This window comes from Microbispora catharanthi, assembly GCF_006334915.2.
GTDB lineage: Bacteria > Actinomycetota > Actinomycetes > Streptosporangiales > Streptosporangiaceae > Microbispora > Microbispora catharanthi.
Map to the genome: position 1 here is coordinate 220,883 of NZ_VDMA02000001.1, position 25,627 is coordinate 246,509.

The 25,627-nt window shown below is 72.5% G+C and carries 23 protein-coding genes; 14 read left to right on the forward strand and 9 right to left on the reverse strand.

The features are described 5' to 3' along the window. Positions 1-87 precede the first annotated feature (87 nt). Complete coding sequence (locus tag FH610_RS00965) at positions 88-1,662, forward strand: FadD3 family acyl-CoA ligase (RefSeq protein ID WP_205825442.1); 1,575 nt, start codon at positions 88-90, stop codon at positions 1,660-1,662. 234 nt (positions 1,663-1,896) lie between these two features. Continuing rightward, entirely contained in the window at positions 1,897-3,198 is a 1,302-nt protein-coding gene (locus FH610_RS00970) for a condensation domain-containing protein (protein WP_139572225.1), read from the forward strand. Between the two features lie 415 nt (positions 3,199-3,613). On the opposite strand, the gene FH610_RS00975 is transcribed toward FH610_RS00970, so the two are convergent. Both FH610_RS00975 and FH610_RS00980 read right to left on the reverse strand, forming a co-directional pair. After that, on the reverse strand, positions 3,614-6,022 hold the full coding sequence (locus FH610_RS00975) for an HNH endonuclease signature motif containing protein (protein WP_139572226.1): 2,409 nt from the start codon (positions 6,020-6,022) through the stop codon (positions 3,614-3,616). A gap of 295 nt (positions 6,023-6,317) precedes the next feature. Next, positions 6,318-7,292 carry an aldo/keto reductase gene (locus FH610_RS00980; protein ID WP_139572227.1) on the reverse strand — a complete coding sequence of 325 codons (975 nt, stop codon included), beginning with the start codon at positions 7,290-7,292 and terminating at the stop codon, positions 6,318-6,320. Positions 7,293-7,355: 63 nt separating this feature from the next. On the opposite strand from FH610_RS00980, the gene FH610_RS00985 reads away from it, so the two are divergent. After that, the gene (locus tag FH610_RS00985; protein ID WP_139572228.1) at positions 7,356-8,333 is read left to right on the forward strand and encodes an ArsR/SmtB family transcription factor; all 978 of its coding nucleotides are present in this window, start codon (positions 7,356-7,358) and stop codon (positions 8,331-8,333) included. Here FH610_RS00985 and FH610_RS00990 read toward each other — a convergent pair. Beyond that, on the reverse strand, positions 8,279-9,235 hold the full coding sequence (locus FH610_RS00990; protein WP_139572229.1) for an SDR family oxidoreductase: 957 nt from the start codon (positions 9,233-9,235) through the stop codon (positions 8,279-8,281). The two genes, FH610_RS00985 and FH610_RS00990, sit on opposite strands and share 55 nt — an antisense overlap. Before the next feature lie 89 nt (positions 9,236-9,324). Here FH610_RS00990 and FH610_RS00995 point away from each other — a divergent pair, with 89 nt between their 5' ends. The 6 genes from FH610_RS00995 to FH610_RS01020 are packed head-to-tail and all read left to right on the forward strand — an operon-like array spanning position 9,325 to position 14,172. Then, on the forward strand, positions 9,325-10,074 hold the full coding sequence (locus FH610_RS00995) for an enoyl-CoA hydratase family protein (protein ID WP_139572736.1): 750 nt from the start codon (positions 9,325-9,327) through the stop codon (positions 10,072-10,074). Continuing rightward, a complete protein-coding gene (locus FH610_RS01000; RefSeq protein ID WP_139572230.1) occupies positions 10,074-10,937 on the forward strand; it encodes a CoA transferase subunit A in 864 nt (287 codons plus the stop codon). The genes FH610_RS00995 and FH610_RS01000 overlap by 1 nt, the downstream gene beginning before the upstream one ends. Next, positions 10,934-11,686 carry a CoA-transferase subunit beta gene (locus FH610_RS01005; protein ID WP_139572231.1) on the forward strand — a complete coding sequence of 251 codons (753 nt, stop codon included), beginning with the start codon at positions 10,934-10,936 and terminating at the stop codon, positions 11,684-11,686. Before FH610_RS01000 ends, FH610_RS01005 begins: the two co-directional genes overlap by 4 nt. Then, complete coding sequence (locus FH610_RS01010) at positions 11,683-12,753, forward strand: NAD(P)H-dependent flavin oxidoreductase (protein WP_139572232.1); 1,071 nt, start codon at positions 11,683-11,685, stop codon at positions 12,751-12,753. The genes FH610_RS01005 and FH610_RS01010 overlap by 4 nt, the downstream gene beginning before the upstream one ends. A gap of 19 nt (positions 12,754-12,772) precedes the next feature. Beyond that, positions 12,773-13,360 (forward strand): TetR/AcrR family transcriptional regulator, encoded by a 588-nt coding sequence (locus tag FH610_RS01015; protein ID WP_139572233.1) that lies wholly within the window; start codon positions 12,773-12,775, stop codon positions 13,358-13,360. Continuing rightward, the gene (locus tag FH610_RS01020) at positions 13,357-14,172 is read left to right on the forward strand and encodes an MBL fold metallo-hydrolase (RefSeq protein ID WP_139572234.1); all 816 of its coding nucleotides are present in this window, start codon (positions 13,357-13,359) and stop codon (positions 14,170-14,172) included. Before FH610_RS01015 ends, FH610_RS01020 begins: the two co-directional genes overlap by 4 nt. On the opposite strand, the gene FH610_RS01025 is transcribed toward FH610_RS01020, so the two are convergent. Genes FH610_RS01025 through FH610_RS01035 form a run of 3 tightly spaced genes read right to left on the reverse strand, consistent with a single transcriptional unit; the run spans position 14,158 to position 17,112 of the window. Continuing rightward, positions 14,158-15,156 (reverse strand): acyl-CoA dehydrogenase family protein, encoded by a 999-nt coding sequence (locus tag FH610_RS01025; RefSeq protein WP_139572235.1) that lies wholly within the window; start codon positions 15,154-15,156, stop codon positions 14,158-14,160. The two genes, FH610_RS01020 and FH610_RS01025, sit on opposite strands and share 15 nt — an antisense overlap. Further along, positions 15,153-16,283, reverse strand: a complete 1,131-nt coding sequence (locus FH610_RS01030; protein WP_139572236.1) for an acyl-CoA dehydrogenase family protein — start codon at positions 16,281-16,283, stop codon at positions 15,153-15,155. Before FH610_RS01030 ends, FH610_RS01025 begins: the two co-directional genes overlap by 4 nt. Then, positions 16,273-17,112, reverse strand: a complete 840-nt coding sequence (locus tag FH610_RS01035) for an enoyl-CoA hydratase (RefSeq protein WP_139572237.1) — start codon at positions 17,110-17,112, stop codon at positions 16,273-16,275. The genes FH610_RS01030 and FH610_RS01035 overlap by 11 nt, the downstream gene beginning before the upstream one ends. Before the next feature lie 73 nt (positions 17,113-17,185). Between FH610_RS01035 and FH610_RS01040 the strand changes: the two genes are divergently transcribed. The 4 genes from FH610_RS01040 to FH610_RS01055 all read left to right on the forward strand — a co-directional run bounded on the left by FH610_RS01040 (position 17,186) and on the right by FH610_RS01055 (position 21,521). Further along, a complete protein-coding gene (locus FH610_RS01040) occupies positions 17,186-17,959 on the forward strand; it encodes an SDR family oxidoreductase (protein WP_139572238.1) in 774 nt (257 codons plus the stop codon). Between the two features lie 16 nt (positions 17,960-17,975). Further along, on the forward strand, positions 17,976-18,596 hold the full coding sequence (locus FH610_RS01045) for a TetR/AcrR family transcriptional regulator (protein WP_139572239.1): 621 nt from the start codon (positions 17,976-17,978) through the stop codon (positions 18,594-18,596). 11 nt (positions 18,597-18,607) lie between these two features. Then, a complete protein-coding gene (locus FH610_RS01050) occupies positions 18,608-19,765 on the forward strand; it encodes an acetyl-CoA C-acetyltransferase (RefSeq protein ID WP_139572240.1) in 1,158 nt (385 codons plus the stop codon). A gap of 157 nt (positions 19,766-19,922) precedes the next feature. Continuing rightward, a complete protein-coding gene (locus FH610_RS01055) occupies positions 19,923-21,521 on the forward strand; it encodes a peptide chain release factor 3 (RefSeq protein ID WP_139572241.1) in 1,599 nt (532 codons plus the stop codon). A 39-nt stretch (positions 21,522-21,560) separates the two neighbouring features. On the opposite strand, the gene FH610_RS01060 is transcribed toward FH610_RS01055, so the two are convergent. Beyond that, the gene (locus FH610_RS01060; protein WP_139572242.1) at positions 21,561-22,310 is read right to left on the reverse strand and encodes a nucleotidyltransferase family protein; all 750 of its coding nucleotides are present in this window, start codon (positions 22,308-22,310) and stop codon (positions 21,561-21,563) included. 205 nt (positions 22,311-22,515) lie between these two features. Here FH610_RS01060 and FH610_RS01065 point away from each other — a divergent pair, with 205 nt between their 5' ends. Continuing rightward, the gene (locus tag FH610_RS01065; RefSeq protein WP_139572243.1) at positions 22,516-23,478 is read left to right on the forward strand and encodes an ankyrin repeat domain-containing protein; all 963 of its coding nucleotides are present in this window, start codon (positions 22,516-22,518) and stop codon (positions 23,476-23,478) included. A 39-nt stretch (positions 23,479-23,517) separates the two neighbouring features. Here FH610_RS01065 and FH610_RS01070 read toward each other — a convergent pair whose 3' ends face one another. After that, a complete protein-coding gene (locus FH610_RS01070; protein WP_139572244.1) occupies positions 23,518-24,780 on the reverse strand; it encodes a cytochrome P450 family protein in 1,263 nt (420 codons plus the stop codon). 15 nt (positions 24,781-24,795) lie between these two features. Further along, complete coding sequence (locus FH610_RS01075) at positions 24,796-25,602, reverse strand: TetR/AcrR family transcriptional regulator (RefSeq protein WP_240808676.1); 807 nt, start codon at positions 25,600-25,602, stop codon at positions 24,796-24,798. Positions 25,603-25,627 lie beyond the last annotated feature (25 nt).

Genomic DNA, 25,627 nt, shown 5'->3' on the forward strand with positions numbered 1-25,627 from the left:
CGGCCGGCCGCCCGCCGGTGGGGGAGAGGTACCGGCCAGCGGGACCACGCCTGACGGGCCGGGCCGGGACGGCCCACCATGACGGTCATGACCGAGAACGAGGCGCTGACGATCCCGGGAGTGCTGGAGCAGGCGGCCCGGGAGTTCCCGGGCACGGAGGCGGTGGTGGACGGCGCGGTCCGCCTGACCTACGCGGAGCTGCACGCCAGGGTGCGCGAGGCGGCCCGTGGCTTCCTCGCGCTCGGCGTGGAGCCGGGGGAGCGGGTGGCGATCTGGGCTCCCAACAGCATGCGGTGGATCGTCACCGCCCTCGGCGCGCTCTGCGCCGGCGCCGTCGTGGTGCCGATCAACACCCGATACAGGGGCGAGGAGGCCCGGTGGCTGCTGGCGCGCAGCCGCGCCCGTGTGCTGTTCACCGAGGACGGCTTCCTCGGCAACGGCTACCTCGCCATGCTCGGGGTCACCGCTTCCGGCACGCCGGACCTGCCCACCCTCACCACGGCGGTGGCGTACGACGGCCCACGGCCGGGCGCGACGAGCTGGGACGACTTCCTCTCGGCGGGCGTGACCGTGCCGGAGGAGGCGGCCCGGGAGCGCGCCGCGGCGGTGCGCCCCGACGACGTGGCCGACATCCTGTTCACCTCCGGCACGACCGGCAGGTCCAAGGGCGCGATGTGCACCCACCGGCAGAACGTCCGCACCTACCTCGCGTGGAGCGCGCGGACCGGTCTGCGCCACGGCGACCGCTACCTGATCGTCAACCCCATGTTCCACACCTTCGGCTACAAGGCCGGGGTGTTCGCCTGCCTGCTCAGGGCCGCCACGATGGTGCTCCAGCCGGTGTTCGAGCCGGACGAGACGATGCGGCTGGTCGAGGCCGAGAAGATCACCGTGCTGCCCGGCCCGCCGACCGTCTACGTCTCCATGCTCGACGCGCCCGGCCGCTCCCGCTACGACCTGTCGTCGCTGCGGCTCGCGGTCACGGGCGCCTCGGTCGTCCCGGTGGCGCTCGTGCGCCGCCTGCGGGCCGAGCTGTTCCCTCAGGTGGTCACCGCGTACGGGCTGACCGAATCGTGCGGCACGGTCACGGCGTGCTCGGTCGAGGACGACGACGTGACCGTCGCCACCACCTCCGGCCGCCCGATCGAGGGCGTGGAGGTGCGGGTGACCGGCCCGGACGGCGCGCCGGTGCCGGTGGGCCAGGACGGCGAGATCGTGGTGCGCGGGCACAACGTGATGGTCGGCTATCTGGACGACGACGCGGCGACGGCGGCGGCGATCGTGGACGGCTGGCTGGTGACCGGCGACCGCGGCCGGCTCGACGAGCGGGGCTACCTCGCCATCACCGGCCGGTCGAAGGACATGTTCGTGGTCGGCGGCTTCAACGTGTACCCGGCCGAGATCGAGCAGGTGCTCGCCGCCCATGAGGGCGTCGCCGAGGCCGTGGTGATCGGCGTGCCGGACGCCCGGATGGGCGAGGTCGGCCGGGCCTACGTCGTGCCCCGCACCGGCGCGGCGGTCACCCCGGAGGCGCTGACGGCCTACTGCAGGGAACGCCTGGCCAACTTCAAGGTGCCCCGCGAGGTCGTCCTCACGGCCGGTCTGCCGCGCAACGCCACCGGAAAGATCGACAAGGCCGCGCTGGGGGCACACCTGTTGTAAGGGCGCGGGCGGAAACCTTCACACCTGAAATTCACATTCTGTCACCTTTTGCTTCGACAACCTGCGATTCGCTGGTGCAGTTCTTGCCCTGTTTTTTGGTGGGGCCCATATGCGAGCCAATGGCGGAGCGCTTCCAAAACGGCCAATGAAAATCTTGACCCGTCCGGAGGTGATACCTAGCCTTCATGGGAGCGTTCCCACCTCCGCCCGCACACCGTTTCGTGAAGGAGAGCCATGCGGCTTTCTGTGGATTTCGCCTGCAATCGTGCCGGAACGGCGGAGCTCGCGTGGGGACAGCGGGACATATGGGGGGCCATCGACGAGGTGGGGCCGGACAGCGCGCACTATTTCAACGTGCCCCGGATCCTCGCCGTCCCGCGCGCGGGCGGCCCACGCGATCCCCAGGTCGTGGCGGCCGCACTGACGGAGGTGATGGGCCGCCACGACGCCCTGCGATCTCTGGTACGGCTCGGCGCGGCCGGGCCCTATCAGGAGGTGGCGGCGGCCGGGACCGTGTCGATCGAGCTGGTCGAGGCGGCACGCGGCGACGCGGACGACGCCGCGGCGGACCTCGTCGACCGCCTGGCCGGTCGCTCCTTCGGCGACGGCGAGCAGCCGCTGCGCGCCGGTCTCGTGGTCTGCGACGGCGCCGCCACCCATGTGGCGCTCGTGCTCAACCACGTCGTCGCGGACTGGCGCGCGGCCGACGTCGTGGTGCGCGACCTGCGGATGCTGCTGCTCCGCGGGACGATCACACGGCCGCCGTCGTCGCAGTTGCTCGACCTGGTGCGGGATGAGGAGACGGCGTCGGCCCGTTCCGAGCGGGTGATCGCGCAGTGGGAGGCGCTTCTCCGGACCGTGCCGTCCGCCATGTTCCCGCACGTGGTAGGAGCGGGCGCGACGCCGAGGTACGCGCGGGTCGTGCTGTCGTCGCCCCGGCTCAACCACGCCGCTCAGGTGCTCGCCCGTCGTACCGGCGTCAGCACCGCCACCGTCCTGCTGGTGGCGGTCACCATGCTGCTGCGCGAGCTGACCGGGCACGAGGTGTGCGCGATCACCCCGATCGTGCACAACCGCTTCAGCGACCGGACCCGGGACCTGGTCACCAGCCTGAACCAGCTGGGGCTGTTCACCCTGGGCCCGTGCGGAAGCCTCGCCGAAACCCTGGTGAGCGCCTATCCGGCGGTTCTCGCCTCTTACCGGCGCGCGCGCTTCGACTCGCTGGCCCTGCACGCGATGATCGACCGGATGAGCGCCGACCGGGGCGTCCCCATGTTCCCGTCGTGCTGCTTCAACGACCTGCGTCCCGGCGAGGATCCGGGCGGCGCCGGCCGCGCGGACGGGGAGTCCGAGCTGGAGTGGCTCCCCGGCACGGACAAGCGCAGCTGCGACTTCTGCGTGGCCCTGATGCGCTGGAAGGGCACGCTCGGCGTGGAGTTGAGCGCCGACACCACCCGCCTGCCCGAGGGCGAGATGGCCGCCCTGCTGCACCGGCTGGAGTCCTTCGTGGTCGGCGCGGCTCAGTCGCCCTCGTAAGGCAGCTCGACGGCGAGCGTGAGGCCGCGGGCAGGCCGGTGTCGGCCACGACGAGCTCCACCCTGCCGGCCCGCCGCCGGGGGGGTCGTGCCGGATCGCGCTCTCCACGTGGTTCTGCACCAGCCGCTCCACCAGCACCGGCTGGGCGAGGCCGCCCGCGACGAGCACGTTCGTGACCGCGTCCGCCTGGTAGACGCGCCTGACCTGCGCGACCCGCTGCTGGGCCACATAGCACTCGTGGTGCCAGGGCGCGTAGTAGGAGCCGGCGACGCGGATCCACTGGGGCTGCCGCAGCCCCGTCGCGGAGGCCTGCCGGTGCGCCCAGTCGAGCCGGATGCCCGCCCGCTCCAGGATCGGCGGGTCGGCGGGCCGCCAGGCCATCCCCGCCTCGGCGCGCTACGCCTCCCGCAGCCTGCTACACCCGCAGCCGCCTGGTGTGGGTCGGCTGGTAGGTGAAGGCCCAGCGGTCGGTGCCGGCTTTGCGGCGGGTGTAGCGGTCGGGGTGGCGGTAGCGGTCGCGGTTGTGGAACTGGCAGGCCGGTCCGAGCAGTTTCAGGTCGGTGAGGCCGCCGTTGCTCCAGTTGTCGGCGTGGTCGATCTGGCACATGGTGGCGGGCAGTGGGCAGCCGTCGATCCAGCAGGTGGCGTAGCGGGCGAACACGGCCCTGCGTTGGGCGGGGGTGGCCAGGCGGACCTTGCGGCCCATGTCCAGCACCTGCCCCTCGGCGTCCATCACCAGGCGGACCAGGCTGCTGGTGCGGGCAAGGCGGTGCACACTGGAGACCGGCAGCATCTGCCCGGTCGCCAGCAACACCCCCGGCGCCGCCCCCAGCACCGCCCCCGGCTGCGTCCCCGGAGCTGTTCCCACTGGCCTCCCCAGCTCTGGTCCCGGCGTTCCCGGCGCTGTTCCCGGTGTCCCCGGCGCACACGAGCACCGCGCCTCGCCGCCGCACCCGCACTTGCTCCCGCCGTGCTTCTGATGCTCGTGGCCATGGTCCTCACACGTGCTCTGCGCATGCCGGCAGTCCCCCGCAGGCCGGTGCCCGGCGTGGGCGTGATGCGCAGCGGCATCCCCGGGAGGAGGGTCAGGCAATTGCGCTGTGTGCGGAGGCGCTGTGTACGGAGGCGCTGCGTGCGGACGCGTGCTACCGCCGCGGGTAGGCCATGCTGCTGCGCGCCTGGGGTCTGCTTCAGCTTGGGCCGCGGCGCGGTCGCGGTCTCCGCCCTTGGCGGGTGCGGTGTCGCCACCCGAGGCAGAGGCCATGCTCGTGTCACCATCGCCCTCGACAGGGGCGGCGCTCGCGGTGTCGTGCTCGCTGGCCCGCTGCTCACAAACCCCGCGCCCACCGACCCCACGCTCAAAGGTCCCGTGCTCACAGGTCCCGTGCTCATTGGCTCCGGGATCGCGAGACTCCTCATCGCGGGGGCCGGTGCCGGCAAGGTCAAGGTCGGCGCTCGCGGCGACAGCGTCCGCGGCTGCATCGCCACCTGCACCGGCTGCTGCCTCGGCCTCGGCAGTGCCGGGGTCAGTTGGCTGGCAGGGGCCCTCATCCTGGGCAGGTGCGGCAGCGCCGGTGCTGCCCATGTCGCCGGGGTCGCCCATCTCGCCGGGGGCACTGGTGTTGTCGACGTCGCCGGGGTCGTCAGGGCTTCCGGCGTAGCCGGTGGCGCCGGTGCCCTCGCGGTCCCGGCCGTTCTCGGCGCCCTCGGCGCCCTCCGCGCCCTCCGCGTCCTGGGCGTCGTCGATGTCTTCGGGGTGGTCGTTGCTTGGGTCGGCGGGTTGGGGGTCGGTGGGGAGGGATTCGGCGGTGACCAGGACCAGGAGCTCGGCGGCGATCTTCTGCTCCAGCAACGCGATGAACGCATCCGCCTGGCGGACCCGCAGCGGCCGGTCATCGCCCTCCGCGCGTGGTTTGGCGTAGGCGTCCAGCAGGGCCCGCAGGCGGGCGGCGGCCTCACGCGGCAGGTAGAACTCCCCCTCCACGCCCCCGCCTTTGGTGGGGCGGACCCTCAGGAACCGCCGCCCGTAGTCGGCCCGCTCATCGCGGTCTTCCCCGTCGGGGTCCAGCACCGCCCGCAGATAACGCCCGGCTTTGGCCACCTCCGCCGCACCCGCCTGACCCGCCAACTCCAGCAAAATCGGCTCAGCCAGGCAGGCGTGCTCATCACTCAACTGCGCGGTAGCCGCGCAGATCGCCTCCACCACCCCCGCCGCCAACCCACCCGCGGCGAACCGCTCCCGCACCCGAGGCAGACGCGCCAACTCCACCGCCAACGTCAGCAGACGCCCAGCGCCCGCCACACTCATCCCCCCAGCGGTACGCAACCAACTACGGGTCGAGGCATGCCCATGCCCCTTGGCCCGCCCCGCACCATGCACCCGCCCCACCCGATCAGCCAACGCGCACGTGATCCGATCCCGCGCGAACAGCAACTCCTCAGCCTCAGCAAGACAGACATCCACATCCTCCGGCACCGCCGCCAACGCCAACGCCTGCGCCGACTCACGAAGAGAACCCACCAACACCCACGACGACCGGCCCTTGTCCCGGCCGGCACCCCCAGACCGGGCACTCGCGGCACAGCCATCGGTGGCCTCGTCGTTCTGAGCATTGGCCACATCGCCGTCACACGAGCGGCCCGGGCGCTCGGAACCCCGCATCTCGGGCTCAACGATCGGAAAGCGGCCGATGAAGTATTCGTCGCGGGCGAGCGAACCATCGGACGACCACAGAGGCGAATCGGCGATCAACCGATCCCACCAGCCGTCATCATTCCTATTCGCACGACGAGGGCGATCAGGATCCAGATCGAACAGATCCATCCCGCCCTCCTCAATTAATTCGAAAGCTTGTATGAATTTTTTCACTTCCTCTCTGCGGAAAGCAACTGGCCGAGCGGATTAGTTGGAGTTGCAGGCGGTGTTCGAGAAGCTGTGCGGCAGAAAACGCCGCAAAGTCCACGCGGCGACATCCGCGCGTGAAACGCGGGGGCGGCCCGGGGATGAACAGTCGGTCACCGCCCGAACTGCCGACGGCCCGCCCCTGCCGGGCTCGGTTGACGGTCGCCCGGCCGCCCGCCCCCGCGAGGCGGCCGGGCGAAGCCTCACAGGGCCGAAATCACCACGCCCAGGCCTCGGGGCCGGGGCCGCCGTTGCCGATGGGCGGGAACAACTCGTCCAGACGGGCCACAGTCTCGGCGGACAGCTCGATGCGCAGCGCGGTCAGCGGCAGATCGAGCTGCCCGGGGGAGCGCGGCCCGATGACCGGGGCGGTCACCCCGGGCCGTGACAGCAGCCAGGCGAGCGCGACAGTGGTGGGCTCCTCGCCGATCTCGGCGCACAGCTTCTCGTAGCCCTCGATGGCCGCCCGGTGCGGCTCGACCCGCTCGGGGGCGTGCAGGACGCTGCGGCCGTCCGCGCCCTCGCGCTGCTTGCGCAGGGCCCCGGACAGCGCGCCGAAGTGCAGCGGCGAGTAGGGCAGGATCCCGATCCCCAGTTCGATCGCCGCGGGCAGCACCTCCAGCTCGACGTGCCGGGTGAGCAGGTTGTACCTGCACTGTTCGGAGACCAGGCCCAGGAAGTTCCTCCGGTCGGCCACCGCCTGCGCCCGGGCCAGGTGCCAGCCGGCGAAGTTGGACGACCCGACGTACCGCACCTTGCCCTGGGCGACCAGCGTCTCCATGGCCTGCCAGATCTCCTCCCACGGCGTGTCCCGCTGCACGTGGTGCATCTGGTAGAGGTCGATCCAGTCGGTTCCCAGGCGGCGCAGCGAGGCCTCGCAGGCGGCGATGATGTGCCGGGCCGACAGCCCGCCGTCGTTGGGCCAGTCGCTCATCGGGGCGTACACCTTCGTGGCCAGCACGATCCGGTCCCGGTGCCCGGTCTTGTCGAACCACTCACCGATGAAGCGCTCGCACAGGCCGTGGCCGTCGCCGTACATGTTCGCGGTGTCGACGAAGTTGACGCCCTCCTCGTGCGCCCGGTCGAGGATCGCGTGGCTCTCGTCCTCGCCGATCTGCCAGCCGAAGTTCATGGTGCCCAGGCAGATCCGGCTGACGAGGAGACCGGTCCGCCCCAAACGGGTGTATTCCATGCGGCGACCGTAGGAACCGGGGGGTGCTCTCCGTTAGCCGTTCGAGCATGCTCGAATGGACGGGTGATCCGGATCGAGTTCGCGCCCGCCGACCTGCTGCGGCTCAGGTTCGCGCACAGCCCGATGGCGGAGGTCGTGGCCAGTTGCCTCGCGCTGCGCTCCCGCTCGGCGCGCCTGGTCCCCGCGTCCTGGCGGGCCCGGGCCGAGCCGCTGCTGCGGGGCCTGACCACACTCCGCCCGCTGGTCCCGGGCCCCACCGGATATGTGCCGGACTTCCTCACCCCGGCGCCGCCCACCACCCGCCCGACCCTGGAGCAGGAGCTGCGGGTGGTGGCCGCCACGCCGCTCGACCGGGTCGCGTCCGAGGTGGGCCGGGCCTGGGCCGGGCACAGCGCGCCGCCGGAGGTCGAGCGGTTCTCGACCGATCCGGCGGGTGCGCTGGCCGTGACGGTGCGGGAGATCCGGCGCTACTTCTCGACGGCGATCGCGCCGAGCTGGCCTCGGCTGCGCGCGCTCGCGGAGGGCGAGCTGACCCGCCGTGGGCTGCTCGCCGCCGAGCGCGGGCCGCGGGCGCTGCTGACGGACCTCCACCCGCGCCTCGACTGGGACGGTGAGGCGCTGCGACTGGCGTACGCCAAGGACGGCGAGTTCGGCCTGGACGGGCACCCGCTCACCCTGCTGCCGACCGGGTTCACCGGAACGCACGTGTACACGATGACCGACACCCCGTCCGGGCGTGCGCTGTGGTACGCGCCGCGCGGCCACGGCCGGCTGTGGGACCGGCCCGTGGCGGCCGAGCCGCCGGCGGCACTGGCGGCCCTGCTCGGCCCGACCCGCGCGGCCGTGCTCGCCCTGCTGGCCGAACCGTCCAGCACGGGGGAGGTGGCCGCCGCCCTCCGGCTGGCCCCGGCGACCGCCTCGCACCACCTGACCACGCTCAGGGACGCCGGCCTGGTGACCGGCGAACGGGACGGCCGCCGGTTGCGCTACCGGCGCACCGGCCTCGGCGAACAGCTCGCGGGGGAGGAGCAGGCGCCGTAGACGGGCTCGGGCGCGGCGGTGCCGGCGAGCAGCTTGGCCACCTCCGGCCCGATCTCCGCGGGGTCCCAGCGGGCGCCCCTGTCGGCGGCCGGGCCGTGCCGGAAGCCTTCCATGACGCAGATCCGGCCGCCCTCGACCTCGAAGACCCGCCCGGTGACGTCCTTCGACTCGGCCGAGCCCAGCCAGACCACCAGCGGGGAGACGTTCTCCGGGGCCATCGCGTCGAACCCGCCCTCCCCGGGGGCGGCCATCGTCTCGGCGAAGACCTGCTCGGTCATCCGCGTACGGGCGGCCGGGGCGATGGCGTTGACGGTCACGCCGTAGCGGCCGAGCTCGGCCGCCGCGACCAGGGTCAGCCCCACGATGCCCGCCTTGGCCGCCGAGTAGTTGCCCTGTCCCACGCTGCCGAGCAGGCCCGCGCCCGACGAGGTGTTGACCACTCGCGCGTCCACCGGGCGGCCGGCCTTCGACTCGGCGCGCCAGTGCAGCCCGGCGTGCTTGATCGGCAGGAAGTGGCCCTTCAGGTGCACGCGGATCACCGCGTCCCACTCCTCCTCCGACAGGTTGACCAGCATCCGGTCGCGGAGGAACCCGGCGTTGTTGACGAGCACGTCGAGGCGGCCGAAGCGCTCGATCGCGGTCGCCACCAGCCGCCGCGCGCCCTCGTCGGTGGCGATGTCGGACCGGTCGGCCACCGCCTCGCCGCCCAGCGCGCGGATCTCCTCGACCACCTCCTGAGCGGGACCCCTTGATCCGGCGTCCGACCCGCTCTCGCCGGACAGGCTGACCCCGAGGTCGTTCACCACGACCTTCGCGCCCTGGCGGGCGAACTCCAGCGCGTGCGCCCGGCCGATGCCGCGCCCCGCGCCGGTCACGATCACGACTCGATCCCTGCAGATCATCTCCGGACTCCTCGATAGGCCGGCCCTCGCCTGGGCCGCTCCACTCTGTTAGCGTAATTTCTAACAAATGTTAGATGGAAAGGCAGCGTATGGGAATCTCGACCAGCCGTCATGGCGAGGGCGTCGCCGAAGTCGTGGTGGACGCCCCGCCGGTCAACGCGCTGACCGTACGCGGATGGTTCGAGCTCGCCGACGCCGTACGGGAGGCCGGGCGTGACCCGGAGACCCGCGTCGTGGTGCTGCGGGCCGAGGGTCGCGGGTTCAACGCCGGCGTGGACATCAAGGAGATGCAGGCGACCAGCGGGTTCGACGCGCTGGTGGGCGCCAACCGCGGCTGTTATGAGGCGTTCGCGGCGGTCTACGAGTGCGAGGTCCCCGTGGTCGCGGCCGTGCACGGCTTCTGCCTCGGCGGCGGTGTGGGGCTGGCCGGCAACGCCGACGTCGTGGTGGCCTCCGACGACGCCTACTTCGGTCTGCCCGAAGTGGAGCGGGGCGCGCTCGGCGCGGCCACCCACCTCGCCAGGCTGGTGCCCCAGCACCTGATGCGCGCGATGGTCTACACGTGCCGCAACGTCACCGCCGCCGAATTGCACGCGTTCGGATCGGTGCTCGAGGTCGTGCCGCGTGAGCGGCTGCGCGACGCGGCGCTCGAGGTGGCGGCCCAGATCGCCGCAAAGGACCCGTACGTGATCCGGCGGGCCAAGGAGTCGCTCAACGGCATCGACCCGGTCGACGTCAAGCGCAGCTACCGGTTCGAGCAGGGCTTCACGTTCGAGCTCAACCTCATGGGCGCCGGCGACCGGCACCGGGACGCCTTCGTCACGGAAGGAGGCCGGTGATGGGCGTCGTCACCTCGATCGAGGATATCGTCGGCTCGCTGGAGAGCGGAATGACGATCGGCATCGGCGGCTGGGGCTCCCGGCGCAAGCCCATGGCGCTGGTGCGGGCCATCTACCGGTCCGCGCTGACGGACCTGACGATCGTGTCGTACGGCGGGCCGGACGTGGGCCTGCTCTGTGCGGCGGGCAAGGTGCGCCGGGTCGTCGCCCCGTTCGTGACGCTCGACTCGATCGCCCTAGAACCGCACTTCCGGGCCGCCCGGCAGCGCGGGGCCGTCGAGTTCACCGAATATGACGAGGGCATGTTCATGTTCGGTCTGCTCGCGGCGGCGCACCGGCTGCCGTTCCTGCCGACGCGGGCCGGGCTCGGCTCGGACGTGATGCGGGTCAACCCCGGCCTGCGGACGGTCCGCTCGCCGTACGACGACGGGGAGGAACTCGTCGCGGTGCCCGCGCTCACGATGGACGTGGCCCTCGTGCACATGGACGTGGCCGACACCCGGGGCAACGGCCGTTACCTCGGCCCCGATCCGTACATGGACGACCTGTTCGCCAAGGCGGCCGGGCGGTGCTTTGTGTCCTGCGACCGGATGGTCGAGCCGGGCGAGCTGGGCGGACCGCCGCAGACGCTGCTGGTCAGCCGCATGCACGTGACCGGCGTGGTCGAGACCCCCGGCGGCGGCCACTTCACAGACTGTCACTCCAACCACGGGGGGCAGGGCCGGGACGAGATGTTCCAGCTGCACTACGCCGCCTCGGCGGCCGATCCGGAGGCGTGGGCGGTGTTCGCGGACCGGTTCCTGTCCGGCGACGAGGCGGCCTACCAGGAAAGCGTGCAGCAGTGGCGTGAGGAGGGGCGATGAGCGCGACCCGGGCGGAGATCTGCGTCGTGGCCTGCGCGGAGGCGTGGCGCGGCGACGGCGAGATCCTGGCGGCGGCCATGGGCACCTGCTCGATCCTGGGCGCCCGGCTGGCCCGGCTCACGTTCGAGCCCGGCCTGCTGACCACGGACGGCGGCGCGCTGCTGACCGCAGAGGCGGTGCCGTTCGGCGCGCCCGCGGGGGCGGTCGAGGGCTGGCTGCCGTTCCGCGAGCACCTGTGGCTGGTGCAGAACGGGCGCAGGCACGTGATGATGGGCGCCTCTCAAATCGACAAACGCGGCAACACGAACATCTCGGCCATCGGCGACTGGCCTCAGCCGAAGTCGCAGCTGCTCGGCGTGCGCGGGGCCCCCGGCAACACGATCTGCAACCCGACCAGCTACTGGATCCCCAAGCAGTCCACCCGGGTGTTCGTCCCGAAGGTGGACGTGGTCAGCGGTGTGGGCCACGACCGTGCGGCCGAGCTGGGCCCGCGGGCCGCCCGCTTCCACGACCTGCGGCGGGTGGTGACCGACCTCGCCGTGTTCGACTTCGGCACCCCCGACGGCTCGATGCGGCTGGTCTCGGTGCATCCCGGCGTCGAGGTCGAGCAGGTGAAGGCCGCCACCGGGTTCGACCTGACGGTCGACGGCGATGTGCCGCAGACCCGTCAGCCCACGGACGAGGAGCTGCGCGTCATCCGCGAGGTGCTCGACCCGAAGGGATTGCGCTATCGGGAGGTGAAGGCATGATCGGACCGACGCTGGACACCCCGCTCACGCGGCTGACCGGCGTCCGCCACCCGGTCGTGCAGACCGGCATGGGCTGGGTGGCCGGCCCCCGGCTGGTGTCGGCGGTGGCGAACGCGGGTGGCCTCGGCATCCTCGCCTCGGCCACGATGACCGCCGGTCAGCTCGCCGCCGCCATCGAGGAGGTGCGCTCGCGTACGGACGCGCCGTTCGGGGTGAACCTGCGCGCGGACGCCGGCGACGCGGGCGAGCGGGTCGACCTGCTGATCGGGAACCGGGTGAAGGTGGCCTCGTTCGCGCTGGCCCCGCGGCAGGAGCTGATCGCCAAGCTCAAGGACGCCGGGATCGTGGTGATCCCGTCCGTCGGCGCCAGGCGGCACGCGGAGAAGGTCGCCGCCTGGGGCGCCGACGCCGTGCTGGTGCAGGGCGGCGAGGGCGGCGGCCACACCGGCGCGGTCGCCACGACGCTGCTGTTGCCCCAGGTCGTGGACGCCGTCGACATCCCGGTGATCGCCGCGGGCGGCTTCTTCGACGGGCGCGGTCTCGCCGCCGCTCTGGCGTACGGCGCGGCGGGCGTGGCGATGGGCACGCGGTTCCTGCTGACCTCGGACAGCTCGGTCCCGGAGGCGGTCAAGCGGACCTATCTCGGCATGTCGGAGACCGTCGTCACCCGTCAGGTGGACGGCATGCCGCATCGGGTGCTGCGCACCGAACTGGTGGACGGGCTGGAGCGGTCGGGGACGGTGTCGGGCCTGGTGCGGGCGGTGCGCAACGCCGCCCGCTTCAAGAAGATCTCCGGCATGTCGTGGCCCGCCATGATCCGCGACGGCCTGGCCATGAAGCACGGCAAGGAGCTGAGCTGGTCGCAGGTGCTGATGGCGGCCAACACCCCGATGCTGCTCAAGGCGGCCATGGTGGACGGCCGCCCGGACCTCGGCGTGATGGCGTCCGGCCAGGTCGTCGCGCTCATCGACGACCTGCCCACCTGTGAGGAGCTGATCGACTCCATCGTCACCCAGGCCGCCGAGGTCGTCCGCGCTCTCGGCGGGAAGCTTGCCGAAACTATGTAGACCGGTCTAGTCTGGCGGCATGACGCGAAGGAACGACACGCGCGAGCGCGTCCTGCGCACCGCCGCCGGGCTCTTCCAGCGGCAGGGCTACAACGCCACCGGCCTCAACCAGGTGCTGGCGGAGAGCCGGGCGCCCAAGGGCTCGCTGTACTTCCACTTCCCCGAGGGCAAGGAGCAGCTGGCCGCCGAGGCGGTGGCGGTCGCGGGCGGCGAGCTCGGCGAGCGGATCGCCGCCGCCGTGGCAGCCGCCCCCGGTCCCGCCGAGGCCGTCGTCCGGATCGGCGACCTGCTCGCCCACGACCTGGAGGAGTCGGGGTTCGAGGAGGGCTGCCCGGTGGCCACGGTCGCCCTGGAGGCCGCCGGCGGCAGCGAACCCATCCGGTCGGCCTGCGACGCGGCGTACGCCTCCTGGCTGCGCGGCCTGGCCGGCTATCTGCACGGGCAGGGGGTGGACGAGGCCGAGGCGCTCGCCGACCTGGTGCTGTCCTCGCTGCAGGGAGCGCTCCTGCTCGCCCGCGTGCGTCGCGACACCGGCGTCATCCACTCGGTCACGCGACGGATCGGCGGCCTGGTCGCCGGCGCCGCCCGGCGGAAGGACTCCGAATGAGGATCCACCACCTCAACTGCGGCTCGATGCGGAAGATCGAGCCCACCTACGACGGCCTGGCGCCCGCGCACGCGGTGGCCCACTGCCTGCTCGCCGAGACCGAGCGCGACGGCCTGGTGCTCGTGGAGACCGGGCTCGGGCTCGGCGACGTACGCGACCCGGCGAGCGCGCTCGCCGCGGACTGGACGGAGATGGTCGAGCCGGTGCTCGACCCTGCCGAGACCGCCGTGCGCCAGGTCGAGCGCCTCGGCTACGCGCCCGCCGACGTGCGGCACATCCTGCTGACCCACCTCGACGTCGACCACTCCGGCGGCCTGCCGGACTTCCCGGACGCCCGGGTGCACGTCCTGGAGGAGGAACTGGCCGCCGCCGTGGCCGAGGCCCCCAGCCGGCGCTATCGGCCTGCGCACTGGGCTCACGGGCCGCGCTGGGTGACGTACGAGTCCGGCCCGGGCGAGGAGTGGTTCGGCTTCGGCGGCGTACGGCAGGCGCACGGGCTGCCGCCGGAGTTCCTGCTGGTGCCGCTCGGCGGGCACACCGCCGGACACGCGGCGGTGGCCGTGCGCGACGACGGCCGGTGGCTGCTGCACGCGGGCGACGCGTACTTCTACCACGGCGAGCTGCGGGCGGGGGAACCGGAACCGCACCCGCTGCTCGACGTGGTGCAGACCGGCGCGCAGGTCGACGCCGAGCTGCGGCTGCGCAACCGCGACCGGCTGCGCGCGCTCGTCCGCGACCACGCGGGCGAGGTGGAGGTCTTCTCCGCCCACGACCCCTGGGAGCTGCGCCGCTACCAGTCAACCGGCGAGTGAGCCGATCACCCGCGCCCGGTGGTCCGAGGGCGAGCCCCACGCCGTGTGCAGGGCGCGGGCTCTGCGGATGAGCAGGCTGGGGTCGTACTCATCCGTATAGGCGATCGCGCCGTGCACCTGCAGTGCGATCTTCGCCGCGGCGTACGCCGCCTCGGACGCCGCGGCCTTGGCCGCCGACACGTCGCGGGCGAAGTCCGGCGTGCCGTACGCCAGGGCGGCCCCGTGCACCAGCGGGCGGGCGTACTCCAGCCCGACCAGGGCGTCGGCCAGGTGGTGCTTGACCGCCTGGAACTCGCCGATCGGCCGGCCGAACTGCCGCCGGGCCTTCGCGTAGTCCACCGACACCTCCAGCAGGCGGCGTCCGGTCCCCACGAGCTGCGCCGCGCACGCGAGCACGCCCATGTCGTACGCGTCGGCGGCGGCCGCCGCCACGTGCGGTCCCTCGGCCAGCGCCTCGCCCGGCGTGACCGGGAACAGCCGCCGGGCGGGGTCGAGGGACGCGCGGGCCTCGCCGGGGACGGCGGCGCACAGCCGCTCGCCGTCCACCAGCAACGCCAGGTCGGCGGCGTCGGCGTCCAGCGCGTACGGCACGGCCGGGGGCAGCGCGAGCGTGACGAGGGCCGCGCCCTCGGCGATCGGCGGCAGCCACCGGCTCGCCAGGGCCTCCTCGCCCAGCCGGTCGAGCAGCACGGCGGCGGCCACGGTCTCGGCGTACGGCCCGGGAACGCCGTGCCTGCCGAGCTCGTGGAACGCGGTCACCAGCTCGACCGGCAGCGGCCCGGCGCCTCCGGCGGCCCCTCCCGCAGACTGGGGCACGGCGATCGCGAGCACCCCGGCCTCGGCCAGCGTGCGCCACAGCGTGAGGCCGCGCCCGCGCCGGCCGGCCGCCCAGTCGCGGACCACGCCGGGCACGGCCGCCTCGGTGAGCAGCTTGCCGAGGGTCTCGCCGAACAGCCGCTGCTCGGCGTCGAGGACGAATCTCATCGGCTTCCCGCCTTCGGCAGGCCGAGCACGCGCTCGGCGATCACGTTGCGCTGGATCTCGTTGGTCCCGGCGTAGATCGGGCCGGCCAGGGAGAAGACGTATCCCTCCAGCCACTCGCCCGCCAGCTCGCCGTCCGGGCCGAGCAGGTCGAGGGCCGTCTCGTGCAGCGCCACGTCCAGCTCCGACCAGAAGATCTTGTTGACGCTCGACTCGGCGCCCGCGTCCTCCGTGCGGGAGATCGTCTCGAAGCCCTTGAGCCGGTAGGCGCGCGCCTTGATCCACGCGTCGGCCACCCGGTCGCGCAGCGCGGTGTCGGCGGGGTCGCCGTGCTCGCGCCACAGCTCCACGAGGCGGTCGGCGGCGGCCAGGAAGCGGCCGGGGCTGCGCAGCGTGAGCCCGCGCTCGTTGCCGGTGGTGCTCATCGCGACCTTCCACCCGGCGCCCGGCTCGCCGATCACGTCGTGGTCGGGGACGAACACGTCGTCGAAGAACAGCTCGGCGAAGGCCGGCTTGCCGTCGATGCGGCCGATCGGCCTGCGGGTGATCCCCTCGGCGTCGAGGGGGAACATGAGGTAGGTCAGCCCTCGGTGTCGTTCGGCCTCCGGGTCGGAGCGGAACGGCCCGAAGCCCCAGTCGGCGAAGGCGGCCCGCGAGCTCCACGTCTTCTGGCCGTTCAGCAGCCAGCCGCCGTCGGTCCGGGTCGCGCTCGCGCGCAGCGACGCGAGGTCGCTGCCCGCGCCCGGCTCCGACCACGCCTGGGCCCAGATCACCTCGCCGGAGGCCATCGACGGCAGGACGCGGGCGAGCTGCTCGGGCGTGCCGTGCTGGAACAGCGTGGGCGCGAGCAGGTTGATGCCGTTCTGGCTGACCCGCCCCGGCGCCCCGGCCGCGTAGTACTCCTCCTCGAAGACCAGCCACTCCAGCGGCGAGGCGTTCCGGCCGCCGTACTCCTCGGGCCACGACACCACCGACAGGCGGGCTTCGTGCAGCTCGCGCTCCCAGGCGCGGTGCGCGGCGAAGCCCTCCTCGATCTCCAGGGACGGCAGGGGAGCGGCGGGGACGTGCTCGCGGAGCCAGGCGCGCACCTCGGCGCGGAACGGTTCCACCGGCGAGAGGTCAAGATCCATCGGCGGCCGCCTTCATGCTCTTGGGATCCATCCCGGCCAGGGAGTCGGCCGAGGTCTCGGCGTTGTGGGCGTGGGCGAGGTGGTGCAGGCCGAAGACCGAGTCCATCCCGGCGTGCATGCCCTGCAGGTCCTCGGCCTGGTTGACCGCCTTCTTGGTCAGCGCCAGGCCCATCCGCGGCATCGCGGCGATCTTCCCGGCCAGCGCGAACGTCTCGGTCTCCAGGTCGTCGCGCGGCACGACCCGGTTGACCATCCCCACCTCGTACGCGCGCCGGGCCGGCATGCGGTCGCCGGTGAACAGGAACTCCTTGGCGATCCTGGGCGGCATGGCCCAGGGGTGGGCGAAGTACTCGACGCCCGGGATGCCCATGCGTACGACGGGGTCGGCGAAGAACGCGTCGTCGGAGGCGACGATCAGGTCGCAGACCCAGGCGAGCATGAGCCCGCCCGCGATGCACGCGCCCTGCACCATGGCGATCGTCGGTTTGGGGATCTCCCGCCACCGCCGGCACATGCCCAGGTAGACCTCCGACTCCCGGGCGAAGCGGCTCTCGGCGCCCTCCTTGCCGACGTGGTCCCACCACAGGCCCGCCTTACGCTCGAAGGAGACGTGGGCGTCCCTGCCGGGCGTGCCGATGTCGTGCCCTGCCGAGAAGTGCTCGCCCTCGCCGGCCAGCACGATCACCTTGACCTCGTCGTCGGCCGCCGCCCGGTAGAAGGCCTCGTCGAGGGCGTACGTCATCGCCGAGTTCTGCGCGTTGCGGTACTCCGGGCGGCTCATGGTGACCACCGCCACGGGCCCGCGGCGCTCGTAACGCACCACTGTCATGGGACCCTCGCATTCTTTCTAACAACTATTTGATAGAGTAAATCACGAGTCGTACGGTGAGGAGAGGGTGGGCATGCCGACCTACGTGACCGGTCACGGTCTGCTGCGCGACCGGGTGGCCGTGGTGACCGCCGCGGCCGGCACCGGCATCGGAGGCGCCTGCGCCCGGCGCATGCTGGAGGAGGGGGCGCGGGTCGTCGTCAGTGACGCCCACGAGCGCCGCCTCGGCGAGAGCCTGGCCGTCCTGCAGGAGGAGTTCGGCGCGGACACGGTGACCGCCGTGCCCTGCGACGTCACCTCGGAGGAGCAGGTGCAGAGCCTGTTCACGGCCGCGGAGGAGCGGTTCGGGCCTGTCGACGTGGTCGTGAACAACGCCGGTCTGGGCGGCACGGCGAGGCTCGTCGAGATGGCCGACGAGCAGTGGAGCCGGGTGCTCGACGTCACGCTGAACGGCACCATGCGCTGCACCCGCGCCGCGCTCACGCGCATGCAGCCGCGGGGCCGGGGCGTGATCGTGAACAACGCCTCGGTGATCGGCTGGCGGGCCCAGGAGGGCCAGGCGCACTACGCGGCGGCCAAGGCCGGGGTCATGGCGCTGACCAGGTGCGCGGCGATCGAGGCGGCGCCGTACGGCGTGCGGGTCAACGCCGTCGCCCCCTCGCTGGCCATGCACCCGCACCTGGCGAAGGTCACGACCGAGGAACTGCTGGCCGAGCTGACCAGGAAGGAGGCCTTCGGCCGCCACGCGGAACCATGGGAGGTCGCCAACGTTATCGTCTTCCTCGCGAGCGACTACTCCTCCTACATGACCGGAGAGGTCGTCTCGGTCTCCAGCCAGCACCCCTGAGAGGTCGAACTTTCCCATGAGCCCACGACGCAGAGACGCAGAGAGCACCGCGGCCGCCCGCGCCGAGCGGCGGGCCGAGCTGCTGGCCACCGCGGCCGAGGTGTTCGCGTCACGGGGCTACGCGGCCACGACGGTCCGCGAGGTTGCGGAGGCCGCCGACATGCTCGGCGGCAGCCTCTACTACCACTTCGACTCCAAGGAGTCGATGGTCGACGAGATCCTGTCGGCCTTCCTCACCGAGATGTGGGCGGCGTACGACAAGGTGACCGGCTCCGGCCTCGGCGCGCGGGAGACCTTCGAGGCGCTGATCGTGGAGTCGTTCCGCACCATCCACCGCCACCGCCCGGCCGTCGTGATCTACCAGAACGAGTCCAAGCACCTCGCCACGAACCCGCGCTTCTCCTACCTGACCGAGTCGCAGGGGCGCTTCCGCGAGATGTGGCTGTCGGTGCTGGACCGGGGAGTCACCGACGGCGTCTTCCGGGCCGACCTCGACACCGGCCTCATCTACCGCTTCATCCGCGACACCGTGTGGCTGGCCGCGAGCTGGTATCGCGGTGACGGCCCGCTGCCGGCCGAAGAGATCGCCAGGCAGTACATAGCGATGGTCCTGGAAGGGATCCTGACAACACCCTGAGGAGTTTTGCGATGGCGGAGGCATACATCGTCGAGGCGGTGCGCACCCCCGTGGGCAGGCGCGGCGGAGGCCTTTCCGGTGTCCACCCGGCCGACCTGGGCGCGCACGTGCTGACCGAGCTCATGAAGCGCTCGGGGGTGGACCCGGCCGCGGTGGAGGACGTGGTCTTCGGCTGCCTGGACACGGTGGGCCCGCAGGCCGGCGACATCGCCCGCACCTGCTGGCTGGCCGCGGGGCTGCCCGAGGAGGTGCCGGGCGTGACCGTCGACCGGCAGTGCGGCTCCTCCCAGCAGGCCGTCCACTTCGCCGCGCAGGCGGTGATGTCCGGCACCAGCGACCTCGTCGTCGCCGGCGGCGTGCAGAACATGTCGCAGATCCCGATCGCCTTCGCCTCGCGCGGCGCCGCCGACTCCCTCGGCTTCACCGAGGGTCCGTACGTCGGCTCGCGCGGCTGGCAGGACAGGTACGGCAAGCAGGACGTGTCGCAGTTCCGCGGCGCCGAGATGATCGCCAGGGACTGGGACATCTCGCGTGAGGACATGGAGGCGTTCGCCTTCGCGTCGCACCAGCGGGCGATCCGGGCGATCGACGAGGGCCGGTTCGACAGGGAGGTCGCCCCTCTCGAGGGCGTCACCGCCGACGAGGGCCCCCGCAGGGACACCTCGCCGGAGAAGATGGCGGGCCTGAAGACCCTGGAGGAGGGCGGGCGGCTGACCGCCGCCGTCGCCTCGCAGATCTCCGACGGCGCGGCCGCCCTGCTGATCGCCTCGGAGGCCGCGGTGAAGGCGCACGGCCTGCGGCCCCGGGCCCGGATCCACCACCTGTCGGCCCGTGGAGAGGACCCCATCCGCATGCTGTCCGCGCCCATCCCCGCCACGGCGTACGCGCTGAAGAAGACCGGCATGTCGATCGACGACATGGACGTCGTCGAGATCAACGAGGCGTTCGCGTCGGTCGTGCTGGCCTGGCTCAAGGAGACCGGCGCGGATCACGCCCGGGTCAACCCCAACGGCGGCGCGATCGCGCTCGGCCACCCGCTCGGCGCCACCGGCGCCCGGCTGATGACCACTCTGCTGCACGAGCTCGAGCGCACCGGCGGCCGGTATGGCCTGCAGACGATGTGCGAGGGCGGCGGCCAGGCCAACGTGACCGTGATCGAGCGTCTCTAGCTCCATCGCGTGCGGCGAGTGCCGCGCCGGGCGCCGCCGATTCCGGGGCGCGGCGTCCGGCGCGGTAATCTCAACCGTCCTAACGCTGTTTGGGAGCACGGATGGCCTGCACGCACGACCGCATCACGACGACCCGCGCCGACAGGGGGATCCTGCGATGAGCACCGCCACGAGTGAGGCGGCCCGCCGCCGCACGTTCGCGGTGATCAGCCACCCGGACGCCGGAAAGTCCACGATGACCGAGGCGCTCGCCCTGCACGCCTCGGCGATCACCCAGGCGGGAGCCGTGCACGGCAAGGCCGGCCGGCGGGGCGTGACGTCCGACTGGATGGAGATGGAGCGGGCCCGCGGCATCTCCATCACCTCGGCCGCGCTGCGCTTCGACTACCGAGGCCACGTGTTCAACCTGGTGGACACCCCCGGCCACGCGGACTTCTCCGAGGACACCTACCGCGTGCTGGCCGCGGTCGACTGCGCGGTCATGCTGCTCGACGCGGCCAAGGGCATGGAGCCGCAGACCATGAAGCTGTTCGAGGTCTGCCGCCACCGCCGCATCCCCGTCATCACGTTCGTCAACAAGTGGGACCGGCCGGGCCGGGAGCCGCTGGAGCTGCTCGACGAGATCGAGGAGCGCACCGGCCTGCGTCCCACGCCGGTCACCTGGCCGATCGGCACCGCGGGGAACTTCCACGGCGTGGTCGACCGGATGGAGGGCCGCGCGGTCCGCTACACCCGCACGCCCGGCGGCGCCACCAAGGCGCTGGAGACCGAGCTGACCCCCGAGCAGGCCGCCGCCGAGCTCGGGGCCGACTGGACCCGCGCGGGGGAGGAGAGCGACCTGCTCGCCGCGATCGGCGCCGAGCACGACCAGAAGGCGTTCGAGGCGCACGAGTCCACGCCGGTGCTGTTCGGCGCGGCGCTGTCCAACTTCGGCGTGGCCCGGCTGCTCGACGTGCTCGTCGACCTCGCCCCCGCCCCGGCGCCCCGGACGGACGTCGAGGGCGCCGCCCGGCCGTTGGACGCGCCGTTCTCCGGCCTGGTCTTCAAGGTGCAGGCCAACATGGACCCCGCCCACCGCGACCGCATCGCGTTCGTCCGGGTCTGCTCCGGCCGGTTCGAGCGCGGCATGGTGCTCACCCACGCCGCCACCGGCCGCCCCTTCGCCACAAAGTACGCCCAGTCGGTGTTCGGCCAGGAGCGCGCCACCATCGACGAGGCGTACCCGGGAGACGTGGTCGGGCTGGTGAACGCCACCGCGCTGCGGCCCGGGGACACCCTCTACGAGGGGAAGCCGGTGGAGTTTCCGCCCATCCCCAGCTTCGCCCCCGAGCACTTCGCCGTGGCCCGGTCCCGGAGCACCGCCAAGGCCAAGCAGTTCCGCCGCGGCATCGACCAGCTCGACGGCGAGGGCGTGATCCAGGTTCTCCGCTCCGACCTGCGCGGTGACCAGGCCCCCGTGCTCGCCGCGGTCGGGCCCATGCAGTTCGAGGTCGTGCAGCACCGCCTGGCCACCGAGTTCGGCGCGGAGATCGTCCTCGACCGGCTGGAGTACACCCTCGCCCTCCGCACCGACGCCGAGTCCGCGGAGGTGCTGCGGCGTCAGCGTGGCGCGGAGGTGCTGACCCGCAGCCGCGACGAGGCCCTGCTCGCCGTGTTCGCCGACCAGTGGCGCATGCGCTCCATCCAGCGTGAGCACGAGGGCCTGACCCTCGAACCGCTGATCGCCGGACAGGGCATCCCCGGCGCGACCGGCTGATCCGCCGTACGCGCGGGGGCCGCACGCGCCGGAGCCGGATCACACCGCTGCCGCGAACAGGGCCTCCGCCTCGGCGACGGCGCGGGTGAGGGCCCGCGGGTCCGGGCGCAGTGCCGCCACGATCGCGTCGACGCCGCGAAGACCGGCCCGCTCCAGCAGCCGCTTCTCGTTGGTGATCCATTCGCCGCGGGCGGCGAGGACCGCGTGGGCCGTCTGCATGGCGGCGGTGGCGAGGGCGCCGGCGACTTCGGTGGCCAGGCCGCGGGCCGCGTAGGCGGACCCGGCGTACTGGAGGGTCATGGCCGCCCGGTCGCGCCACATGGGCGGGGCCGACCTTCGCAGCGGCTCCGGGTAGCCGGGCCGCGGCAGGGCGCCGCGCAGGACCCGGTTGACGGCCAGCTCGGCCACCACCAGATAACTGGGGATGCCCGCGAGGTGGAACATCAGCGGTTCCCAGTGGAAGCGGCCCTGCTCGGCCTCGGAGAGCTCTTGCTCGACGACGTCGAGGTCCCGGTAGTGCACGTCGGCGCGGCGGCCGTCGACGGTCAGCCACGCGCCGCCGTTGAACACGCCGCCACCCCAGCCGCCGATCTCGGAGACCTCGCCCTCCCAGCCGACGGCGCTCAGGTCGGCCGGGTCGAAGGGGCCGCGGTAGTAGAGGGCGAAGTCCCAGTCGCTGCCGGGGGTGTGGGTGCCCTGCGCGCGGGAGCCGCCGAGCGCGACGGCCCGGACCCCAGGCAGGGCGGCGAGGCGGTCGGCGACGTGATCGAGGAACGCCTGATCGGTCATGGAACATGCCGTTTCTCGTGAGACGTGGAAGGACACGCGGCACCGAGACCGGAGCAGTGCTCCAACGGCCTCGTCCGGACGGGAAACCCACGTCGTCACTTCACGGCCCTGATCTTACCTGCCGAGCCGCGTATCACTACTGGTGGCCCTGACGGACTCCGGGCATGATCGGATCTTCATCCGGCTGTGCGTGAATGGGGACGCTGTGAGCAGAAGGACCGAGTATCTGGCCGCGCGGGGGCTCGACCCCGAGAGCATCCGGCGCCGGCTTGAGGGCGCCGGCGCTCAGGCTTATCCGCGCGCGCTGGACGATGACCTGCACGAGGCCGCCTACGAGGGCGTCGCGGAGGCGATCGAGGTGCTGGTCGCGCACGGCGCCGACGTGGAGTCGTCCGGCGTGTGGGAGACACCGCTGTGGACCGCGGTCTGCCGGGGACACAGTGACGCGGTCGCCGCGCTGCTGCGGGCCGGCGCGGACCCCTGGCGGCCGGTCGTCGCCGGCCGCTCCGCCGGAGACATCGCGCTTACCGGGCCGCTGGCCGACCTGTTCGCCGCCCTGCCCGGCGCTCCCGCTACGGACGTCGGCCTGCTGCGTCGGCAGGCGGAAGCCGACGCCCTCGTCACCGCGTACGACTCCTGGGAGACCTACTGCGGCGAGGGCGACGGCTTCGCGTTCGTCGCGGGCATCGACGAGGATTCGGCCATCCGCCGGCTCGGCCTGGACCCCGCCGGCTGCCCGCTCGCGAACGAGGACGAGTACATGGACGTCGGCCCGTCCCTCGGCGCTTCCGCACTCTGGCTAGGCCGGCCGCCGGGAAGCGCCGGCGTCGTGGTCTACAGCGCCATCAGCTTCGACCCCGGAGCCGAGGAACTGTGGGGTCCGCTCAGCTCGCCGGGCCCGGCCGTCAGCATCGTCACTAACATGATCGTGGACACCACGATCGAGGTCTGGCGGGACGGCGCCGAGATCCGCTACCTGCACTCGTTGCAGCGGCCCGAGGCCGACATGCTTCCCGAGGAGTGGCTCTGCCGCTTCTACGACCACTCACCCCGCTCACCGCGCGGACTCGCCCGCGGACTGGCCCTCGCCACCCTGGTCACTGGCGTCGAGGTGACTGAGGACTGGCTGTTCCGAGCCCCCAAACGCCTCGTCATCCTGCCCGGATGACCTGCCGCCCTCACGCCGGTTTTCGCCTGATGTCCTCCTTCATGTCCCCAGGCGTACGGGAAGGCGGGCGAGGCGCCAGGAGAACGGGAGGAACTGCCGGTCGAGCTCCTCCGGCGCGACGCCGAGTTCGAGCCGGGGGTAGCGGCGCAACAGGGCGCCGAAGGCCACCTCGCCCTCCTGCCGGGCCAGCGCCGCGCCCAGGCAGTAGTGGAGGCCGTGGCCGAAGCCGACGTGGATCTCCTTGTGGCCGTCGGGCTCCCGGGCGATGTTCAGACGGCCGGGGTCGTCGAAGCGCCGGGGGTCGTAGTTGGCGGAGACCAGCACCGCCATCACCGGCTCGCCCCGGCGCACGGTCATGCCGTCGATCTCGACGTCCTCGGCCGCGTACCGGATCCGGGTGCCCTGGACGGGCCCGCACCAGCGCATCAGCTCGTGCACCGCGCGTGGCAGCAGTCCCGGGTCGGCCCGCAGCGCGGCGAGCTGGTCCGGGTGGGTCAGCAGGGCGGTGGTGCCGTTGCCGATCAGGTGGGCGGTGGTCTCGTGCCCGGCGAGGACGAGCGTGAGGACCATGGTGACCATCTCGGTGTCGGTCAGCCGGTCGCCGTCCTCGTCGTGGGCGCGGATCAGGCCGGTCAGCAGGTCGCCGGCCGGCTCGGCCCGGCGGCGGGCGATGAGCTCCTGGATGTAGGTCACCATGTGCCGCAGCGGCTCGGCCACCGCTCCCGGTTCGAGCGAGACCAGGCCCCTGCCCCACTCCCGCCACAGCGGGCGGTCCTCCTCGGGGATGCCGACCAGCTCGCAGATGACGGTGATCGGCAGGGGGTAGGCGAAGTGCTCGATCAGGTCGGCGACGCCGTCCTCGGCGTGGCCGGGCAGCCGGTCGAGGAGGTCCTCGGCGATCTGCTCGACGCGGGGCCGCAGCTCCGCCACCCGGCGGGCGGTGAAGGCGCGCGAGACCAGCCTGCGCAGCCGGAGGTGGTCGTCGCCGTCGGCGTCGAGGACGCTGTCGAGGATGTACGCGGCGTACTCGCGGGGGATCCCCCGCGCCTCGATGAGCTGCTCGCGGATGTTGTGCACGTTCGCTCCCGGCACGTTGGCCGGGTTGTTGACGAACCGGCGGTCGCTCAGCACGGTCTTGACGTCGTCATACCGCGTGACGAGCCAGACCGGGGAGTCCAGGCCGGGGAAGGAGCCGCGCACCATCGGGGCCTGCTCCCGCAGGTGGGAGTAGCCCCCGAACGGATCGCGCACCAGGTCCGCGTCGAACAGGTTGACGGGTCCTGCCGTGCTGGAAGTGCTCATGCCTACCTCCACGTGTCAGGTGCGTTTGTGCCGGTGGATCTCCCGTGCGGTCGGTACAGCGGAGTTCAGCCGGTCCAGCAGGCGCTGGTAGATCTCGTTCACTCGCGGCGCCGCCGCCCGGACGCTCTCCGGCGGCGCCGGGAGCTCGAAGGCCGCGCGCATGACATGAGCGATCATGTCGGCGTTGTCCTCCAGGGCGGGCACGGTGGACGGCGACAGAGGCTCGATCGTGACGAAGCCGGTCAGGATCGACTCGTACGCGTGGACCTGGAGGGCCGAGGACTGATCGGTGCGGACCAGGCCGTGCTCGCGCAGCACCTCGACGTGCGCCAGGAGCGCGCGGTCGCGCACGTCGAGCAGGTCGGGCAGGTTCTCGGCGGCGCTCCTGCTCAGCGCGCCGAGGGTGTCGTCGTCGCCGAGGAGCGTCGCCCGGAAGATCGGCTCCTCGTGCACCCACAGGTACGCCGACCTGGCCGCGCTGCTGAGCAGGACCGCGGAGGGGTCGGCGCGCACGCCGGCTGCGAGACGCTCGATGATGCGGGCCTTGGCCCGTATCAACACCGCGAGGAAGAGCAACTCCTTCGTGCTGAAATGCAGGTAGACGGTGCCCTTGCCGACGCCCGCCCGCCGGGCCACGTCCTCGACCGTGATGCGCGGGTATCCCCAGGCCACCAGGAGCTCGCCGGCGGCGTCGAGAATGCGCTCGGCCCGCCGCTCGCGCTCCCGCCCGCCGGTGGAGGCCGGGCCCGCCGGTCGGGAGTCGAGGTCCGTCACCGCGCCCCCCTCCGCCGCAGTCGTGACCGAGATGACGATTCCGGTCACACAGTCGAACGTACGCCGCGAGAAG

Coding starts and splice junctions, on each gene's coding strand:
- FH610_RS00965 (WP_205825442.1), top strand. CDS start 88: ATGACCGAGAACGAGGCGCTGACGATCCCGGGAGTGCTGGAGCAGGCG.
- FH610_RS00970 (WP_139572225.1), top strand. CDS start 1,897: ATGCGGCTTTCTGTGGATTTCGCCTGCAATCGTGCCGGAACGGCGGAG.
- FH610_RS00975 (WP_139572226.1), bottom strand. CDS start 6,022: ATGGATCTGTTCGATCTGGATCCTGATCGCCCTCGTCGTGCGAATAGG.
- FH610_RS00980 (WP_139572227.1), bottom strand. CDS start 7,292: ATGGAATACACCCGTTTGGGGCGGACCGGTCTCCTCGTCAGCCGGATC.
- FH610_RS00990 (WP_139572229.1), bottom strand. CDS start 9,235: ATGATCTGCAGGGATCGAGTCGTGATCGTGACCGGCGCGGGGCGCGGC.
- FH610_RS00995 (WP_139572736.1), top strand. CDS start 9,325: ATGGGAATCTCGACCAGCCGTCATGGCGAGGGCGTCGCCGAAGTCGTG.
- FH610_RS01000 (WP_139572230.1), top strand. CDS start 10,074: ATGGGCGTCGTCACCTCGATCGAGGATATCGTCGGCTCGCTGGAGAGC.
- FH610_RS01005 (WP_139572231.1), top strand. CDS start 10,934: ATGAGCGCGACCCGGGCGGAGATCTGCGTCGTGGCCTGCGCGGAGGCG.
- FH610_RS01010 (WP_139572232.1), top strand. CDS start 11,683: ATGATCGGACCGACGCTGGACACCCCGCTCACGCGGCTGACCGGCGTC.
- FH610_RS01015 (WP_139572233.1), top strand. CDS start 12,773: ATGACGCGAAGGAACGACACGCGCGAGCGCGTCCTGCGCACCGCCGCC.
- FH610_RS01020 (WP_139572234.1), top strand. CDS start 13,357: ATGAGGATCCACCACCTCAACTGCGGCTCGATGCGGAAGATCGAGCCC.
- FH610_RS01025 (WP_139572235.1), bottom strand. CDS start 15,156: ATGAGATTCGTCCTCGACGCCGAGCAGCGGCTGTTCGGCGAGACCCTC.
- FH610_RS01030 (WP_139572236.1), bottom strand. CDS start 16,283: ATGGATCTTGACCTCTCGCCGGTGGAACCGTTCCGCGCCGAGGTGCGC.
- FH610_RS01035 (WP_139572237.1), bottom strand. CDS start 17,112: ATGACAGTGGTGCGTTACGAGCGCCGCGGGCCCGTGGCGGTGGTCACC.
- FH610_RS01040 (WP_139572238.1), top strand. CDS start 17,186: ATGCCGACCTACGTGACCGGTCACGGTCTGCTGCGCGACCGGGTGGCC.
- FH610_RS01045 (WP_139572239.1), top strand. CDS start 17,976: ATGAGCCCACGACGCAGAGACGCAGAGAGCACCGCGGCCGCCCGCGCC.
- FH610_RS01050 (WP_139572240.1), top strand. CDS start 18,608: ATGGCGGAGGCATACATCGTCGAGGCGGTGCGCACCCCCGTGGGCAGG.
- FH610_RS01055 (WP_139572241.1), top strand. CDS start 19,923: ATGAGCACCGCCACGAGTGAGGCGGCCCGCCGCCGCACGTTCGCGGTG.
- FH610_RS01060 (WP_139572242.1), bottom strand. CDS start 22,310: ATGACCGATCAGGCGTTCCTCGATCACGTCGCCGACCGCCTCGCCGCC.
- FH610_RS01070 (WP_139572244.1), bottom strand. CDS start 24,780: ATGAGCACTTCCAGCACGGCAGGACCCGTCAACCTGTTCGACGCGGAC.